Genomic DNA, 17,086 nt, shown 5'->3' with positions numbered 1-17,086 from the left:
CGGAGGGCTCGGTCATGCGCATCTTGCTGCTGTCGCAATTCTATCCCCCGGTGATCGGGGGCGAGGAACGCCATGTCCGCAATCTCGGCGCGGCGCTGGCGCAGCGGGGCCACGACGTGAGCGTTGGGACATTGATGCATCCCGGATCACCGGAGACCGAGCTGGACGGAGCGGTCCGCGTCCACCGGTTGCGCGGCACGCTGCAGCGCCTGTCGGGACTCCATGCCGATCCAGAGCGTCAGCACGCCCCGCCCTTCCCCGATCCCGAACTTGCGCTCGGCTTGAAGCGGCTGATTGACCGGGAAAGACCTGATGTCGTCCACGCCCACAACTGGATCTACGCATCCCTGCTGCCGCTCAGAGCCCTGAGTGGGGCCCGCTTCGTGGTTACCCAGCACGATTACGGGCTTGTCTGCGCCAAGAAGAACCTGATGCATCTCGGGACTCAATTGTGCAGCGGTCCGGCGCTGACGAAGTGCCTGCCGTGCGCGGCCCGGCATTATGGCGCAGCGAAGGCGACCGCGACCACCTTCGGCAACTGGGCCTCGAGCTTCGCTGCCCGACGCATCGTGGACCGGTTCATCGCGGTGAGCCACGCAGTGGCCCGTCACACCGGGCTCACCCACGGCAGCGCGCCCTACGAGGTGATCCCCAACTTCGTGCCCGACGATGTCGAGGTGCCTGGCCCGGAGGACCCTTGCCTGCACGAACTACCTGACGACGGCTTCATTCTTTTCGTCGGCGACATGATGCGTCTCAAGGGCATCGACGTCCTTCTGAAGGCCTATGCCAGGCTGGAACGGGCGCCGCCGCTTGTCCTGATCGGACGCCGGCTCGCCGATACGCCGACCGAGTTCCCGCCAAACGTGCACACCTTCAGCGCATGGCCGCATTCCGCCATCATGCACGCTTGGCGGCGATCCCTGTTCGGAGTGTTGCCGTCGACCGGCCCGGAGGCGTGTGCAACGGTCATCATGGAAGCGATGGCGTGCGGCAAGGCCATCGTCGCAACCGATATCGGCGGCATGCCGGATCTGGTCGATCACGGCGAGACAGGATTTCTCGTACCGCCCGGCGACACGCCGGCGCTCGCCGACGCCATGCAGGCGCTGCTGGACGACCGCGCCTTGCTGGGCCGTCTCGAGGCGACAGGCCTGGCCCGCGTGGGGCGCCTCAAGGCCAAAGCGGTCGTGGCCCGGATCGAACAGGTCTACCGGGATGTCCAGCTCGCGGCTCCCGCCGAGGTCGCGATGGCCGCATACCGGGACACGGGAGAACCATCGTGCCGATAGACTTCGCCCGAACGGCCATCATGCGGCTGCGCCAGGCACTGCAAAAGAGCGCCACCCTCGTCATGAATTCCGGCGCGCTGGCGACCGGAACGGTGGTAACGGCTGGTCTTGGCTTTGCCTATTGGTGGCTCGCAGCCCGGCTGTTTCCGCCTGATGTGATCGGCGTTGCTTCCGGCCTTCTGGCCATGATGAGCCTCGTCACCCTGCTCGGCGAGGGCGGGCTCACGACCTTGCTCACCGGCGAGCTGGTTCGGCATCCCGGCAAGGAACCCGGGCTCGTCGCGGCCGCAGCCTCCGCCGGCGTGGCACTGACGGTCGGATTGGCCCTGTTGTTTGTCGTCGGGGAGACGCTCTTCAACAGTTCGACCGGGCCGATCGACGGTTGGTTCCTGGCCCTCGTCTTCGTCATCGGCTGCGGCCTGAACAATCTGACAGTAGTAGGCGATCAGGCATTTGTCGGCATTCTGCGTAGCAGCAGCAAAATGATCCGACTGGTCCTGTTCTCTATATTCAAGTTGCTGCTGGTTGCTGCGGCGGCCGCCCTCGGGTTTACCTCTCCTACCGCGCTCCTTTTGACCTGGGTGGCGGGAATGCTCGTGTCCTGGATCGGCGTCGATCTTTTGACGAGGGGAGGCGCGCGTCGCCTCGTTGGGCCCCCGGATTTCCGACTGCTGCACGTCCATCGCCGCCGGGTCCTCGACCATTATGCACTCGATGTCGCATCAATGGCACCGGTCTTCGTCATGCCCTATCTCGTTCTGGTGCTCCTGACGCCGGCCCTCAACGCCACGTTTGTGGCGGTATGGATGATGGTCTCCGTCGCCTCCCTGATTCCGTCAGCCATGGCGATGGTCCTGTTCCCGGTTGTCCGAGCAAACCCGAAACAATCCCGACACAACATCCTGGTGTCGCTGACGGTATCACTGCTGTTCTCGCTGGCGTGCGCCGTCTTCATCTTCACCTACTCACAGCAGATCCTGGCAATCTTCAATCCGGCCTATCCCAAGATCGCCGGTTCGAGCCTGAGCTTGCTCGGCTTCAGCCTGCTCGGATCAACATTGAAATTCCATGCCTGCACGCTCGTGCGGGTGGCAGACAGGATGCTCAAGGCAGCGCCCTGGTTTGCGCTCGGCGGGCTGCTGGAGCTGTGCGGTGCGGTCCTGGGAGCGAAGCTCGACGGACTTCAGGGTCTGGTACTGTGCTGGACGCTCGCCGTCAGCATCGAGGGAGCATGCGCGGCTCTCTGGTTGGCATCGGCTACGAAGTTAGCTTCCGACACCGATCCCGTACTCCAAAGCCCGACCTCATCACCGGTCCAGACCTGAGAAAACGCTCCTGATGGTAACCGGCGCGCCGGCGACGGATTGAGCAGCAGCCCCTAGCGCAGCATCAACGGGAGTAAGGCCGGGATCGTCAGGCTGCAAGTTTGAGCCAGGCTGCGCACGACCGGCGAGGCCGTTCATGGCCCTTCGATGGCTTGAGGCGAACTGCCCTCGGCGTGTCCGGTCGGGGCCGTTCGCACGCTCATTTGCTTTCGCACGAACTGTCCCAGCGCTTGCCTGGCGCGCCGTAGCCTTGCCTCGACGCGGCGCTCCAGGGTGTCCCCGCCTATGATGCTCCACGTCATCGCGTGCTCGGCATTGGCAAGCTGGGACTTGTGGCGGGCGAAGCCGGCCAGGAAATCGTAGCCGCGCTCGCCGCGCGACATGCTGTCCTCGATCGACAGCACATGGCTGACCAGGCCAGGCTTCACCCGGCCATCCTGCTCGTAGAGAAGCCCGCTTTGGTAGTTCAGGACATGGCCGTCGTGCACGAAATTATACAACACTCCGACCGTCTGCCCTCCAACCAGCGTCCGTGAGATACGGATGGCGCCGCTGGGGACCCCGCGTGCAATCAGGTCTTCATGAAAAGTGCGGAAGCCGGGGTTGGCAAAGGATCCCTTGGCTCCCCATCGCGATTGATGAAAGCCGGCCAGCACATCGAACGCGGCGAGCGCCTCCGACGTCGTCTCCATGATCCGGAACTCGACGGGGCCGCGTTCGGCATAGAGCCTGATGGCGCGGTTGATGGCCTGGCGGGTGTTGCGACCCAATGAGGCTCGGTAGTCCCCGCTCTTCTCACCGATCTTGGTGAAGTCGACCCACCGCGCAACGTCAGCTTCCCTCACTTCATTCAAAAGCCCAACCCGGTGAGCCGCGCGAGAGGCGAGCGCCCCAAAGTCCAGATCAATTCCGGAGAGGACAAGCTCGTCGGAGACACTTAGGCTGCCCGCAAGAGCGTCGAGGCATGCCGCCATGACGGGAGCAGCCGAAGCTTGCTCGGCAAGGATGCCGTTATATTCGATGAACAGCCGGTCGAAGCGAGCGTCTCCGGTTTCGTTGAGCAGCCAGCGCGCCCGCCCCTGCGGTCCGAAGCTCCACACCGTCCGCCGGCACACGATCGCCAGGCCGACGGTTCTCCCGGACATCCGCGCGACCAGCACATGTGGTCGTGCGCCGCGCGGGAGGTGCGCGAGCCACGTGCCGACCCAGAGCCAGGACAGATAGAACGAACCTGCCGCTCGCCGCTCCAGCTCCTTCCAGGAGACCTCAAGTTCTGCAATGTCCCCCAAGGGCTCAATGCGGACATCGATCGGCTCATGGCAACTGGCCTGCTCGACCGAAGCCGCGCGATCGACATCCGGCGAGGATTTCAGACGGGATGACGTCCTGCCGGGCATCATTTTGGAGCAGTCGTCTGATCCGCGACCGCTCGGCCAATCTCCTTTCGGTCGGAAGTTCGCCCAACGGGCGGTCGGTCGGTCGGTGACGCAGCAGGGGCCGGCGAACCGGCCTGGTTCGAATTGACCTGACTCGAATTGACTTGGCTCGGGTTAACTTGGCTCGAGTTAGCCTGGCTCGAGTTAACCTGGCTCGAATTGGCTTGGTTCGAATTGGCTTGGGTCTTCGCGTCGCCCTCGTTCACAATGATGTTCACGAGATCGCCCGGCTGCAACACGGTCATCCCGTTAGACTCGATAGCGACCGGCCCGGTCGCCGTTTGCCGCACCACCTGGTAGGTTGTCCGGTTTGCCTCTTTCTGGGCACGGACCGCAGGTAATGTGTTGAGGACCCCGTCACTGATATTGTACTCGCGCTCATTATCCGCGATTTGGCGTTCGATGGCCTCGATCTCGACCTCCAGGTCGTTCCTGATATCGGCCTGGATTCGAAATCCTTCGGCCTCGAGCGTGGCAAGGCGCTGTTTGGCCGTCGCGTACTGATTGAGCGCCTCTCGCTTACGCTGCTCGGCATCGGTCAACTCGATCTGAACCTGATTCATCACCGTTGCGCTGATGACATTGCGGTCCGCGAGCGCGCGCATGCTGTTGGCACGCTCCTGACGCAGCTTGACCAGGTCGTCGAGCGCTTCCGTGCGGCCATACACGGCAACATCCTGCTTGGCCGCTTCCAGCGAGCTCTGAAGCGTGCGCTCGCGGTTGATGCGGGCAGTGGCGATAACCTTACGCCGATCCGCCTGTTCGCGGACAAGGTTGGCCGCTTCAGCCGCTCCCGCCAGATCGATCAACCGGAGCGGAATCTTGGGCTCGGCGCCGTCCCGTTCGGCCTTCAGCACCGCTGCCCGTGCCAACAGCTTGAGCATGGCATCAGCCGAGCCGCTCCGCCTCAGGGATTCCCGCACCGCTTCGATCTTCTGCCACGGCTCAGAGGCGGCCCGGTCGAGCCCACCGGCAAGCGCCATCGCGTGCAGCACGGTCATGCCCGACACATACTTGAATGAGCCGGGGCTCTTGACCGGCCCCAGCACGTAGATGGGTGCGTGCTCCACCGACAGAATATTGACCACGCCCTTGTGGCCGAGCAACTGATCGAAGGCCTCTGCCAAATCGGTACGAACCTGCAGTGTTGACCGCTCGGCAACCCGAATGGCGCCAAGCAAGGGGACCGAAATCGTGCCGTCGTCCTGAACAGTGTATGGGCCGCTCAGTTCCGGACGCTGCACGAGACCGCGCAAGGCCGAGCCTGAGCCGCGCCCCCATTTGTCCTCTTCGAGTTCGACGCGCTCGTAGAAGGCGATCGTGAGTTTGTCGCCGATGCCGCACAACTCTCCGGCCGGCGCCGCCCGCGCCGGGCCGGCGATCTTGGAGCGTTCGGCGATTGCGGAGGCAGGCGTGCCGTTTGATACGACCGGCGTCATCGACGGCCCGCCCGACGAAGCCGGCTTTGCTGCAGCAGCGGCTTGTGGCACGGCCTGAGCCGGCCTGTCGTACTGGGCACCTAGCGTGGCAAACGCCTTTTCCACCACCGCGTGGGACAGTATCTCGACTGCACCCCAGTTCCAGACCGCTGCCACACCGACGACGGCAAGACTGGCGATTGCAAGGATAGTGCTCATTCCTCCGCGAGCTCGGAATGGATTAGGCCGAGCGGGCTTGGACTGATGTTCGACAACCATAGACGCGACTTTCGCGTTCGATGATGGCTACCACGTCGCCGAACGCGACCGTGGCTCCAAAAGCGGCACTACGACAAGCAGGGCTTAGCCATCGTGACCCCTGGGAGGAGGACGCACAACTATCCCATTGTGGGCACCCCTTTTGAGTAAACCGCGGCAAGCCCCGCGCAGACGGCTGTTGGTCGTTAAGTCAATGAGATCGCCCGGTTAATTTGCGCATGCGCTACTGGCGCAGCGCTTCCAGCCGCGATTTGGCCTCCCGGACTCCCGCGGCGTCGGCATTGACATAGAGGTCTTGCGCTCTGCGGGCGTCACCGCGCGTGCCGTAGGTCCCCCATTTCGCAAGAATCAGCGGATCGTAGGTCTCTGCCAGCGCGAAGCTCGCCTGGGCGCTGCCCATTTCGATGGCCCGCTCCAGTACGAGCCGCGCCGCGCCAATATCCCCCTGCCGGAGCAGCGAGCTCGCTCGCGCGACCAGCCCTGCAGCTTCCGCGGCTTGCTCGGGAGCAGGCGGAGCAGCGGCACGAGCAGGTGCTGGCAGGGTTTGCTGGGCGACTGGATGAGCGGTCACCTCGATGGACTTGGGCTTGTCCCGCGGGATCGAACCGGTCGTCAGGGCTTCCGGCGCAGCGCTACGCGCGTTGCGAACCTGGGCCTCATACGCATGGACCGTGCTCAGCCACAGGGAGGAGCTCTGTGCCTGATCCATCCTTGCGCGCAATTGCCTCAACTCGGAAGCACCGGCTTCCGCTGCCTGCCTCTGCAGCGAGACTTGCTCGCTTGCCTTTGCCGCCCGCGCCGTCTGGGCCTCACCATCGCGACGCGCTGCCGCCAGATCCTGCTCCAGCCGGGCAGACCGCTCACGCTCTTTTTGCAGATCCGCCGCGGCGCCCTTCCCCGCCGCTTGCAGCCGGGACGTTTCCTCGGCTTCTTTGGCGACCAGCGCCGTCTTGGCCTCAACATCACGCCGCGTCGCCGCCAGATCCTGTTCCAGCCGGGCCGACCGCTCACGCTCCTTTTGCAGGTCCGTCGCGCCGCTCTTCTCCCCCGCTTTCAGCCGGGAGAATTCCTCACTTGCCTTGGTCGCGAGCGCAGTCTTGCTCTCGACGTCGCGTCGCACTGTCGCCAGATCCTGCTCCAGCCGGGCGGACCGCTCTTGCTCCTTTTGAAGGTCCGTGGCGGCGCTCTTCCCCGCCGCTTGCAGCCGGGACGCTTCCTCCCCTGCCTTGGTCGCGAGTGCGGTCTTGCTCTCGATATCGCGTCGCGCCGCCGCCAGATCCTGCTCCAGCCGGGCGGACCGCTCTTGCTCCTTTTGGAGGTCCGTGGCGGTGCTCTTCCCCGCCGCTTGCAGCCGGGAGGATTCCTCCCCTGCCTTGGTCGCGAGCGCGGTCTTGCTCTCGATATCGCGTCGTGCCGCCGCCAGATCCTGCTCCAGCCGCGCGGACCGCTCACGCTCCTTTTGCAGGTCCGCGGCGGCGCTCTTCCCCGCCGCTTGCAGGCGGGATGTTTCCTCGCCTGCTTGCGTGACCAGCGCAGTCTTGGTCTCGACATCACGTCGCGCCGCCGCAAGGTCCTGCTCCAGCCGCGCTAATCGTCCAGAGTCGTCGGGCATGGATTTGCGAGGCGAAGCCGCGGCCTTTTCAGCCGCCTGCCTGAGCTCCGCCGCATCTTCCGTAGCTTTGCGGGCCTGCGCCTCATAGGCGAAGATCGAACTGCGCGCCCGGGAGAGGTCCTGTGCGAGCATGTCCGCTTTCTCGCGCGATTGCTTCAGCTCGGCGGCCCCGGCTTCTACCACCCGCTTCTGGCGCAGGACATCCTCGCCCGCCTTTGCCGCCGCCGCCGTCTGGGCCTCGACATCACGCCGTGCCGCCGCAAGATCCTGTTCCAGCCGCGCGGACCGCTCACGTTCCTTTTGCAGGTCCGGCGCGCCACGCTCGCCTGCTTGCTTCAGCCGGGACACCTCCTCGCCTGCCTGTGTCGCGCGCGCAGTCTGGTTCTCGACATCACGCCGCGCTGTCGCGAGATCCTGTTCCAGCTTCCCTGCCCGCTCGCGCGCCTGTTGCAGGGCGTCCTGCAACTCCGCGCCGCCCTGCGCGGTCTGCTTGGTCTGGGCAGCGCCTTCGGCCGCTTTCGCCGCCAGCGCAGCCTGGGTTTCGCGTCGGGCCGCCGCGAGATCCCGCTCCAGCCCTTCCGCCCGCACGTGCTCGTACTCGATACGCTGCATCAGGCTGATATCAAGCCTTGCACTGGAGAGTTCGCAGGACAGCTTCTCCCCCAATTGGGACTTCTGTTCCGGAGGCTGCTCAGTCTCGGTGGTCGCTCCCTGCGCAACCTGCACCGGTTTGCCGGTGTCCCCTGGGCCCTGTGGCACGACTTCGGATGCCGAGGAGCGCGCAGGATCGGGCGACGCCCGTGTCTCCGGCGCCCACGCCATCGCCAGCACGACCGCGGTCGTCCACAAGAGCGCGGGTCGTCCGAGCTTGAGCGCGTGCCGACGCGGCGAGCCCGCGATGTTGCAGAGAGTACCTACTTCATTGAGAAGAACCGTGCGACCCATCCGCAATCACCCGTCGCAAGGCGACACGATCTGTTGAGGTGCGGCATTATGCGCCCCAACTCCGCGCGAAGCCATCCACCCCTTTCGGGTTAGGCGGCGGTCACGGCTTCACATAGGACCAGCCCTTCTCCTGCAGTTCCATCACCCGCACGACGCCCGACTTCACCACCTCCGCCTGACGAATGATCGGGATGTCCTTTTTCTCTGCATTGTGCATTTTTTCCTGGGTGTTGCCGCAGGCCTTGAACGCGATCTCGGGCGTGCTCAGCGCCAACTCCTCGATACGGGACTTCACCGGCGAGGTGTCATCGCGCAGCATGTGCAGGCCGGGCCCGAACGTGACCACCTCGATTTTTACCTTCTCGCCGAGATCCTTGTAGTATTGCGCGACGTTGGTCGCATTGTTGAGCGCGAGATTCATCGCGGCGGGATCATTGGTGTTCACCTGCAGGATCAAGCGGTGCGGCTTGCTGTCGGGCTGCAACCGGGCATTCGCGGAAAGCGGCGACCGCTCCCTCTTCTGTTTGGCCGTCCTGTGCTTGAGCGTTTTGCTTTCTGCAATCTGCTTGCTGTCGACAGCGGGATTTGTCGTGCCCGGTGTCCAGTACCGTCCGCCACTTTGCTGCGCCGCTGCAAACGACGTGGCGAGCAAGACCGTTACGGCTCCGATGATGGCTACTCTCGCAGTATGTTGAAACACGCGCATAATGCCTCTCCTGTCGAACACACGTTGCTACTTGTTACCCATTGGGCTTGGCGACTGGCTGCGGCCACTTGCACGCGGCGGCGATCTTCACGCGCACCGCGTCCAACCCGCCGAGCGGAAACGCTGCATCCAGGGCTGGGCCTTTGCGGGATGTGAGGTGAATATTGAGGCCGCCGTTACCCGGAAGGGACTGCAGCAGGCGGACGACATCGCCGCCGAACGCAACGCCGATCCCCGACGCCGGCACGGCTGCCGCGATCTGCATCGTCTGGTCGTCGTTGACGCGATAGGAGATCGCATAATCATCGCCGCGACCGGATACGCCCGGCCCGGCGACGATCAGTTCGCTTCGTCCGCCGTGGCAGCGAATCGAAAGCGTCATCCCGGCCCCACCGGCAGCATCGCGCGACGATGTCGTGGCGGTGGCGACCGGTGAATAGTCGATCGGCGACGTCGTCAGGCTGACGATCCAGTTGCCCGTCGGGTTCGCCGGGCGAGGCGCTGATGCGCGCGGCGATTTCTCGGGGCACTCCATCCCTTCGGGACATGCGCGAAGCTGCGCGATCCGACGATCGTCTGCCGCCTGCGCCCAGGACATCCCGCCCAGAAGCATGATTCCAGCCACCACGCGGGTCGCCGCGCGTTTCATTGCGATCGATTTGCGGCGGCGCGCGGCTCGCGATCGAGCCACGCCTGCGCCGCAGGGAAGCGCGCAAGGCCGGGAACGGTCGCTGCGAGATTGATCGCCTTCCACTTCGGGTCGAAGCCTGGCTGCTGCAGCTTGTCAATGCGCGAGAACAGATACTCCACGAAGCGCGCAAGGCGTTCATAGCGGTTCGACTTGGCCGGGAAGTTGAAGGCCACCAGAGCGGTCGGTACCGCGATTGTCGTGACGCGCTCGCCCGGCTTGATGAGATTGGGATACACCGATGCCTCGAGCGAGGCGGGAAGATAGAAGTCCTCGAACTTCTTGTCATAAGGCACCGGCAGGAACTTGAACCCCGGCTCCCAGCGGCCGCGCACGAAGGCGTCAATCGGCTTCGAGGTGATGAAGACGACCGCGGCCATTTCGCCCTTGCGCATCTGCTCAAGCGCGACCTGATGCGGAATGAAGGTTTTTTCCACATCGAGGCCGAGGCGGCTGAAGATCAGGGGCCCCGAATAGGCCGCGGCGGTCCCCAGATTGTTGAAGTTGACCTTCTTGCCGGCGAGATCGCTCAGGCTCTGAATCTCGGGACGAACGAAGATATGCAGTTCGGACGGAAACAGGTTCAGCACGTAAGCCAGCCGTTGCTGGATGTCCGGCACCTGGCTCTTGTACTCCTCGAGCGCGTCGGAGTTGATGATGGCTGCATCGATGCCACGCAAATAGAGCAGTGAGTTCACGTTCTCGGTCGGTCCGCGCGTCACGACCGGCAAAACGTGCAGCTTGTCGCCATCGTCCACGACGCGGGCGATTTCGGACGCGAAGCGGATGGGCGCGCCTTCGAGCAGGCCTCCGGCGAGGCCGACCGTCCAGGCATTCATCGTCACCTGCGGCTTTTCCGGCGGTGGATCACGCCGCACTTGACGAGGTGCAGCACGTTGCGCCTGCGCATCCGTGCTGGACGGTGGAATGGTCGTGAGCAGCGGAACCAGCGCCGCCAGCACGAGCAACCGGAGCACTCCCCGCTTTGCGGTCGGCGCCCCACCTGAAATCACCTGTCTCATGGGGGGCTCCACCCTCGCCGATCCGATATTTTGCTGTAGTCTCATGCAGTTCGGCCGCGCGCGCCACTTCCCGCATGGAGTGCCCACCTACTCCTTCCGGATTATGCGCGTGCCTCCCCTAGCGCCGCGGCAGCGAGGGATCGATCGGTATCGGTCGAGGCCTCGGTTGCGCGGGCGGCGCGCGATCCGGCATCTCGAGACGCCAACGCCGATCGCCGGCTGCTCAGGGAATGAACTTTCTTTGTCCGCGCGGCCGACCAAACGACCGTTCTGCAAGATCGCCTCAACCCGATCCATTGATTGCAAACTTGCGATACCGCCGGCGTGCGCGCTCAAGCCGGACAAGGACGTGTTATCGTGCAGTGAAACGACACTTCGGTGGAGGTTCTATGCATCCGGCGTCTTCTTGGCTCCACGCGCTTGGTCGTGTGGCCCGGCGCGTGCGGCGGTGGCGCAGGAGGCTTGCGCGCGCCGCAAATCCCGACGGACAGCGCGACTCCCGTGAGATCTTCCTGTTCGGGCCGCACGGCTAGTCGAGCCCGTGCGCACAAGATGCCTGCATCTTCGGCTGACCCGCGACACCTGCGGCTGACATTCCAGGCTTCGGCTACACCCAGCGGCTATGACGCGAATTCCTTGCTGCCCTGCTCTCCCGTGCCGAAGAGACAGGGCAGCTCCCGCTCCGCCGTGAACTGACAAGTACTAGCTGCTGAAGCCGGCGGGAATGAACGCCGGCAGCTTGTCCTCGATGAATTTCTTCACCTCGGGCGAGTTGAAGACCTGGATAAAGGCCTTGAGGCGCGGATCGTCCTTCTTGTCCGGCCGCGCTGTGAAGCGCAACACCAATCCGTCGTCCACGGTACGATCGATGAGCAGTGCCGATTTCGGATCGCCGCCCGCGGGGATCAGATAGGTGATGTTGACGAGCGCGAGCGTGACGTCGTCGAGCGAGCGATAGGTCTGGGCCGGATCGAGTTCGACGATCTTCAGGTTCTTGGGGTTCTCGATGACGTCGAACCGGCTCACCGAGAAGCCCTTGCCCGGCGTCAGCTTGATCAGGCCGGCCCGCTCGAGCAGGATCAATCCCCGCGCGCCGTTGAGCGGCTCGTTCGGAATAGCAACGCTGTCGCCGGGCTTGATCTCGTCGAGCGACTTGATCTTCTTCGAGAACAGCCCGACCGGGGCGATCACGCCGACCTTGTCAACCTGGACCAGATTGAAGCCGCGCTGCTTGTTCTGGATCGCGAGATAGGTGGCGTGCTGGAATAGGTTCGCGTCAACGTCGCCGCTGTTGACCACCTCGTTCAAGGCGACCCAATCGGACAGCTCGACGATCTTGACGTCCTGTCCCTTGTCCTTGGCGAGCTTGGCGGCGAACGCCGCCAGCTGGCCAACCGGACCGGCGCTGGTCGCGATCTTGAGGGGCTCGTCGGCGACGGCGTTCGCCGTCAAGGCAAGGAGGACGCCTGCCGCTTGCGCCAGGCGCAACAATGTCGTCATCATCTCAATCCTGTTCCAATGTTGTCGAGTGCGATCACGCTGCCTTGCGGGCGCTGCCACCGGCCTCGGCCTGCGCCAGGGCCTGAACGAGGTCTGCGATGATGTCGTCGGGGTGCTCGATCCCGACCGAGAGCCGCACGTAGCCAGGCGTGACGCCGGCCGCGAGCTGCTCCTCACCGGTGAGCTGCTGGTGGGTGGTCGAGGCCGGATGGATCGCCAGCGACCGCGCATCGCCGATATTGGCGACGTGATAGAACAGCCTCAGCGCGTCGATGAAGCGGCGGCCGGCCTCGACGCCGCCTTTCAGCTCGAAGCCGACGAGCGCGCCATAGCCCCCTTTCAGATAGGTGTCGGCGCGGCGCCGGTTCTCCCCCTGCTGCAATCCCGGGAAGATCACATGCGAGACGGCGGGGTGCTTGGCCAGGAAATCCGCTACCTTGATCGCATTCTCGTTGTGCTGACGCAGCCGCAACGGCAGCGTCTCGAGCCCCTGGATGAACTGGAAGGCGTTCTGTGGCGCGATCGCGGCGCCGAGATCGCGCAACAACTTCACGCGCGCGCGCAGGATGTAGGCGATCGGACCGAGCGGTTTGGCCGCTTCCGTCCAAATCGCGCCGTGATAGGCGGCGTCCGGCTGGGTCAGCAGCGGAAAGCGCTCGGCATGCGCCGCCCAGTCGAAATTGCCGCCATCGATGATCGCACCACCGATCGACGTGCCGTGGCCGCCGATATATTTCGTCGTCGAATAGACCACGATCGCGGCGCCATGATCGAACGGGCGCGCAACCAGCGGCACCGCCGTGTTGTCGAGGATGAGCGGCACACCGAGCGAGCGTCCGATGTCAGCGACTTCCCTGATCGGGAACACGTTGAGCTTGGGATTGGGCAGGGTCTCGGCAAAATAGGCACGGGTCTTCGCGTCGGTGGCGCGACGGAAATTCTCGGGGTCGGCCGGATCGACGAACCGCACCTCGATGCCGAACTGCTTCATGGTCTGCGACAGCAGCGTCCATGTGCCGCCATAGAGATCGGTGGAGGAGACGATGTTGTCGCCGGCCTGGGCGATGTTGAAGATCGCAAAGGCCGATGCGGTCTGGCCCGACGCCACCGCGAGCGCGCCGACGCCGCCTTCCAGCGCGGCCAGCCGCTCCTCGAAGGCATCGGCCGTCGGGTTCTTGATCCTTGTGTAGATCTGCCCGATCGATTCCAGCGCGAACAGCCGCGACGCATGGTCGGTGCTCTCGAACTGGAACGAGGTCGTCTGATAGATCGGAACCGCTACTGCGCCGGTCGCAGGATCCGACCGGTAGGACCCGCCATGCAGGGCGAGCGTCTCGAGATTTTTCGTTTCGACCGGCATTTCGAAATCTCCTGGGATCGGTGAACCAAGCGTTGCAAGTCGCGAAATGATGCGCAGCGACTTTGCGGCTGTCGAGATGTCCAGGAAAATAGCGATGGACGTACTGGCGTCTCACGGAACGGCATCGTGAATTTTTCAGACGGCACATCCGCCGCAACGCATTTGTTTCGTGTGCCGATGGCCATTGCCGGCGCGCGATATCGCGGGTCACACAGCGCGGATCGCGCAGTTGATCGCCCGCGCGCGCGGATTCCCGCAGCCTCCGGCTCGACCGGAGGCGCCGATGAGCGCGACCCTGCTACCCGGGATTTCCGATACAGCAGGATTTTCACGCTTCCTCGCCGAATACAAAACAAAGTCGCGCAGGCAAGCTGTTACGTTGTTCCGACACGGTCTCTGTCGGAACAGGTCGATGACAAAATCAAAAGAACTTCGCTTCAATGCGTTCAACATGATGGCGCCAAGCCACAACTGGGCCGGCCTGTGGTCCCACCCGCGCGACACCTCGCTCAACTACAACTCGCTCGACTACTGGGTCGAATATGCCAAGACCGCCGAGCGCGGGCTGCTCGACGGCATCTTCCTGGCCGACGTGTTCGGCATCTATGACGTCTACGGCAACACCCCGGACACGGCGCTCAGTCAGGCCGTTCAATTGCCGAACGCCGAACCGACCCTGCTGGTCTCGGCCATGGCGCTGGTCACCAGGCATCTCGGCTTCGGCATCACGTCCAACCTCACCTACGAACATCCCTACCAGTTTGCCCGTCGCTTCTCGACGCTCGATCATCTCACCAACGGGCGGATCGGCTGGAACATCGTCACCGGCTATCTCGACAGCGGCGCCCGCGGCATGGGGCTCGAGGCGAACCGCGCGCATGATGAGCGCTACGAGGCGGCCGAAGAATTCCTCGCCGCGAGCTACAAATTATGGGAGGGCAGTTGGGCGGACGGCGCGGTGCGCCGGGACCGTGCGGCGCGTATCTTCACCGATCCGACCAAGATCCATCCCGTCCGTCATCAAGGGCCGCACTACAAGGTCGACGGCATCCATCTCGCGGAACCCTCTCCGCAACGCACGCCGCTATTGTATCAGGCCGGCACTTCGAAACGCGGCCGCGCCTTTGCGGCACGGCATGCAGAGGCGATCTTCCTCAACGGCCAGACCCGGCCGATTCTCGCCCGCGCCGTCCACGACATCAGGAGCGCGGCAAAGGAGTTTGGCCGCGATCCCTACGATATCCGCCTGTTTGCCGGCGCGACCGTGATCGTCGCGCCGACTCGTGCAGAGGCTGAGGATCTGCTCGCGGACTATGCCGCGCATGTCGACCGGACCGGTCAGCTGGCTCTGCTCTCGGGCTGGACCGGCATCGATTTCTCGACCTATCGTCCCGACCAGGCGGTGCAATATGTCGAGAGCAACGCGATCCAGTCGATGGTCGAGAATTTCACATTGCGAAGCGATCGCCCGGTCAAGGTCGGCGATCTTGCGACGCTGAGCCGCGTCGGCGCGCGTTCGCCCTTCGTGGTCGGCTCGCCGCAGGATGTCGCGGACGAGTTGATCGCCTGGGCGGATCAAACCGATGTCGACGGCTTCAACCTGTTCCGCCTCGTCGCACCGGAATCGCTCGACGCATTCGTCGATCTCGTGGTTCCGGAGTTGCAGTCACGCGGGGTCTACAAGACGGCCTATCGCGAGGGTACGCTGCGGGAAAAGCTGTTCCCCGGTCGCGGGCCGCGGCTTCACGCCACGCATCCCGGCGCGAGCTATCGGCTCTCGCCGTCGAATGCAGTCCGTCCCGACGCTGCCGAATAGACGCGTTGCCGGTTGCGCCGCTCACCAAGTCGCGATGTAGGTGCCCTTGAACCGCGTGTCGAGGAACGCCTTCACCTCGTCCGAATGATAGGCCTCGATGAACTGCTTGACCCAAGGCTTGGCCTTGTCGTCCTCGCGCACCGCGAGGATGTTGACCCAGGGGCCGTCGGCCGCCTCACGGGCAATGGCATCGACGGCGGGATTGAGGCCGGCCTGCACCGCATAGTTGTTGTTGATCGACACCAGGTCGACGTCCTGCAACGAGCGCGGCAGCTGCGCGGCGTCCAGTTCGACGAAACGGAGCTTCCGGGGATTGTCGGTGATGTCGGCAATCGTGGACGCGACGTTGGCCGGGTCCTTCAGCTTGATAAGGCCGTGCAGCGCGAGGATCATCAGGCCACGCGCACCGTTCGAGGGATCATTGGCGATCGCCACCCGCGCGCCCTCGGGCAAGTCAGCCAGCTTCTTGTACTTCAGCGAGTAGACGCCCTGCGGCGAGGCGATGGTGTTGGCGACCTTGACGATCTTCCAGCCGGTCTTGGAGATCTGGTTCTTGAGGTAGGGCTCGTGCTGAAACGAGTTGGCCTCGAGATCCCCGAGCGCCAACGCCTGGTTCGGAATCACGTAGTCCGTGAACTCGACGACCTTGATGTCGAGCCCGCGGCCGGCGGCCACCTTTTTCACCACATCGAGGATCTCGGCATGGGGGCCTGCCGTGACTCCGACGCGGATGGTCTCGGCCTTGGCGCCGCCAATCAGAAGCACGGCGGCAACAACGGTCATCAGGATACGCATAAAATTCCCCAACATCGCGGCAAGCTGCGCTCCACGGTGGCCAAGCCCGTGGAAGCAACGCCTGCCCGCTCAACTTTCCTGGATTTGCGGCTACCAGCTCGGCAGCACGGCGCCCTTGAACTTGGTCAGGACAAACTCCTTGACCTCGGGCGTGTGATAGCTGTCGACGAGGATCTTGACCCACGGCTTGTCCTTGTCCGCGGCGCGAACCGCGATCAAATTGACATAGGGCCCCTTCGGATCCTCGCGCAGGATCGGATCCTTGACCGGATCGAGGCCGGCCTGGGTGGCGTAGTTCGTGTTGATCACGGCCGCGTCGACATCGTCGAGCGCACGGGGCGCCTGCGCCGCATCGACCTCGACGAATTTGAACTTCTTGGGATTGTCCGCGACATCGAGGACCGTTGGCTTGAAGCCAACGCCGTCCTTCAGCTTGATCGCACCCTTGTCGCGCAAGAGCAGCAACGCCCGGCCGCCATTGGTGGGATCGTTCGGGATCGAGATCTTGCCGCCGTCCGGAATGTCGGCCCAGCTCTTGTGCTTCTTGGAATAGACGCCGATCGGAAAGTTGACCGTCAGGCCGACCGGCTCGATCTTGTAGCCGCGATCGGTCTTCTGATTGTCGAGATAGGGCTGGTTCTGAAACGAATTGGCCTGGATGTCGCCGGCATCAAGCGCCGCATTCGGCACCACATAATCGGAGAACTCGACAAGCTGGATATCGAGCCCGTTCTTGGCCGCGATCGGCTTCACCGCCTCGAGGATCTGCGCATGCGGCCCGGGCGTCACGCCGATCTTGATCGTTTCCGCCGAAGCGGCGGCCGACCAGATCGCCAGCACGCCGGCAAGCACAATAATGGGACGAAAGGACATTTTGGTCTCCGTAGGAACT

13 protein-coding genes are annotated in these 17,086 nt (G+C 64.0%); 3 read left to right on the top strand and 10 right to left on the bottom strand.

Annotated elements, in window-relative coordinates:
* The first annotated feature begins 23 nt into the window (after positions 1-23).
* Together WDM24_RS08970 and WDM24_RS08965 are read left to right on the top strand one after the other, a co-directional pair.
* The gene (locus WDM24_RS08970; RefSeq protein ID WP_338830915.1) at positions 24-1,292 is read left to right on the top strand and encodes a glycosyltransferase family 4 protein; all 1,269 of its coding nucleotides are present in this window, start codon (positions 24-26) and stop codon (positions 1,290-1,292) included.
* Positions 1,283-2,617, top strand: a complete 1,335-nt coding sequence (locus WDM24_RS08965; protein ID WP_176422232.1) for a hypothetical protein — start codon at positions 1,283-1,285, stop codon at positions 2,615-2,617. The genes WDM24_RS08970 and WDM24_RS08965 overlap by 10 nt, the downstream gene beginning before the upstream one ends.
* 134 nt (positions 2,618-2,751) lie before the next feature.
* Here WDM24_RS08965 and WDM24_RS08960 read toward each other — a convergent pair whose 3' ends face one another.
* The 8 genes from WDM24_RS08960 to WDM24_RS08925 form a co-directional block, all read right to left on the bottom strand.
* Positions 2,752-4,017 carry a GNAT family N-acetyltransferase gene (locus tag WDM24_RS08960; RefSeq protein WP_338696879.1) on the bottom strand — a complete coding sequence of 422 codons (1,266 nt, stop codon included), beginning with the start codon at positions 4,015-4,017 and terminating at the stop codon, positions 2,752-2,754.
* Positions 4,014-5,690 (bottom strand): polysaccharide biosynthesis/export family protein, encoded by a 1,677-nt coding sequence (locus WDM24_RS08955; protein ID WP_338830914.1) that lies wholly within the window; start codon positions 5,688-5,690, stop codon positions 4,014-4,016. The genes WDM24_RS08960 and WDM24_RS08955 overlap by 4 nt, the downstream gene beginning before the upstream one ends.
* Positions 5,691-5,973: 283 nt before the next feature.
* Complete coding sequence (locus tag WDM24_RS08950) at positions 5,974-8,307, bottom strand: hypothetical protein (protein WP_338830913.1); 2,334 nt, start codon at positions 8,305-8,307, stop codon at positions 5,974-5,976.
* Between the two features lie 100 nt (positions 8,308-8,407).
* The gene (locus WDM24_RS08945; protein WP_338696873.1) at positions 8,408-9,013 is read right to left on the bottom strand and encodes a hypothetical protein; all 606 of its coding nucleotides are present in this window, start codon (positions 9,011-9,013) and stop codon (positions 8,408-8,410) included.
* Between the two features lie 34 nt (positions 9,014-9,047).
* Entirely contained in the window at positions 9,048-9,662 is a 615-nt protein-coding gene (locus WDM24_RS08940) for a hypothetical protein (RefSeq protein WP_338696870.1), read from the bottom strand.
* Complete coding sequence (locus tag WDM24_RS08935) at positions 9,659-10,723, bottom strand: TAXI family TRAP transporter solute-binding subunit (protein WP_338830912.1); 1,065 nt, start codon at positions 10,721-10,723, stop codon at positions 9,659-9,661. The genes WDM24_RS08940 and WDM24_RS08935 overlap by 4 nt, the downstream gene beginning before the upstream one ends.
* 702 nt (positions 10,724-11,425) lie before the next feature.
* Entirely contained in the window at positions 11,426-12,223 is a 798-nt protein-coding gene (locus tag WDM24_RS08930) for a MetQ/NlpA family ABC transporter substrate-binding protein (protein WP_338830911.1), read from the bottom strand.
* A 34-nt stretch (positions 12,224-12,257) separates the two neighbouring features.
* Complete coding sequence (locus WDM24_RS08925; RefSeq protein ID WP_338830910.1) at positions 12,258-13,583, bottom strand: O-acetylhomoserine aminocarboxypropyltransferase/cysteine synthase family protein; 1,326 nt, start codon at positions 13,581-13,583, stop codon at positions 12,258-12,260.
* 412 nt (positions 13,584-13,995) lie between these two features.
* Here WDM24_RS08925 and WDM24_RS08920 point away from each other — a divergent pair, with 412 nt between their 5' ends.
* The gene (locus WDM24_RS08920) at positions 13,996-15,399 is read left to right on the top strand and encodes an LLM class flavin-dependent oxidoreductase (RefSeq protein ID WP_338830909.1); all 1,404 of its coding nucleotides are present in this window, start codon (positions 13,996-13,998) and stop codon (positions 15,397-15,399) included.
* A gap of 21 nt (positions 15,400-15,420) precedes the next feature.
* On the opposite strand, the gene WDM24_RS08915 is transcribed toward WDM24_RS08920, so the two are convergent.
* Both WDM24_RS08915 and WDM24_RS08910 read right to left on the bottom strand, forming a co-directional pair.
* On the bottom strand, positions 15,421-16,194 hold the full coding sequence (locus WDM24_RS08915; protein ID WP_338830908.1) for a MetQ/NlpA family ABC transporter substrate-binding protein: 774 nt from the start codon (positions 16,192-16,194) through the stop codon (positions 15,421-15,423).
* Positions 16,195-16,284: 90 nt separating this feature from the next.
* Positions 16,285-17,067: a MetQ/NlpA family ABC transporter substrate-binding protein gene (locus tag WDM24_RS08910; protein WP_338830906.1), complete on the bottom strand. Its 783-nt coding sequence runs from the start codon at positions 17,065-17,067 to the stop codon at positions 16,285-16,287.
* Between the last annotated feature and the right edge of the window lie 19 nt (positions 17,068-17,086).

This window comes from Bradyrhizobium sp. 27S5, from assembly GCF_037217225.1.
GTDB classification, from domain to species: Bacteria; Pseudomonadota; Alphaproteobacteria; order Rhizobiales; family Xanthobacteraceae; genus Bradyrhizobium; species Bradyrhizobium septentrionale.
Note: the sequence above shows the minus strand (reverse complement) of the source record. Positions and strands in the feature narration are given on the sequence as shown.

What these genes read in the sequence shown, in the direction of transcription:
- WDM24_RS08915 (WP_338830908.1), bottom strand. Translation starts at nt 16,194, where the DNA reads ATGCGTATCCTGATGACCGTTGTTGCCGCCGTGCTTCTGATTGGCGGC.
- WDM24_RS08940 (WP_338696870.1), bottom strand. Translation starts at nt 9,662, where the DNA reads ATGAAACGCGCGGCGACCCGCGTGGTGGCTGGAATCATGCTTCTGGGC.
- WDM24_RS08955 (WP_338830914.1), bottom strand. Translation starts at nt 5,690, where the DNA reads ATGAGCACTATCCTTGCAATCGCCAGTCTTGCCGTCGTCGGTGTGGCA.
- WDM24_RS08930 (WP_338830911.1), bottom strand. Translation starts at nt 12,223, where the DNA reads ATGACGACATTGTTGCGCCTGGCGCAAGCGGCAGGCGTCCTCCTTGCC.
- WDM24_RS08925 (WP_338830910.1), bottom strand. Translation starts at nt 13,583, where the DNA reads ATGCCGGTCGAAACGAAAAATCTCGAGACGCTCGCCCTGCATGGCGGG.
- WDM24_RS08960 (WP_338696879.1), bottom strand. Translation starts at nt 4,017, where the DNA reads ATGATGCCCGGCAGGACGTCATCCCGTCTGAAATCCTCGCCGGATGTC.
- WDM24_RS08920 (WP_338830909.1), top strand. Translation starts at nt 13,996, where the DNA reads ATGACAAAATCAAAAGAACTTCGCTTCAATGCGTTCAACATGATGGCG.
- WDM24_RS08935 (WP_338830912.1), bottom strand. Translation starts at nt 10,723, where the DNA reads ATGAGACAGGTGATTTCAGGTGGGGCGCCGACCGCAAAGCGGGGAGTG.
- WDM24_RS08950 (WP_338830913.1), bottom strand. Translation starts at nt 8,307, where the DNA reads ATGGGTCGCACGGTTCTTCTCAATGAAGTAGGTACTCTCTGCAACATC.
- WDM24_RS08910 (WP_338830906.1), bottom strand. Translation starts at nt 17,067, where the DNA reads ATGTCCTTTCGTCCCATTATTGTGCTTGCCGGCGTGCTGGCGATCTGG.
- WDM24_RS08945 (WP_338696873.1), bottom strand. Translation starts at nt 9,013, where the DNA reads ATGCGCGTGTTTCAACATACTGCGAGAGTAGCCATCATCGGAGCCGTA.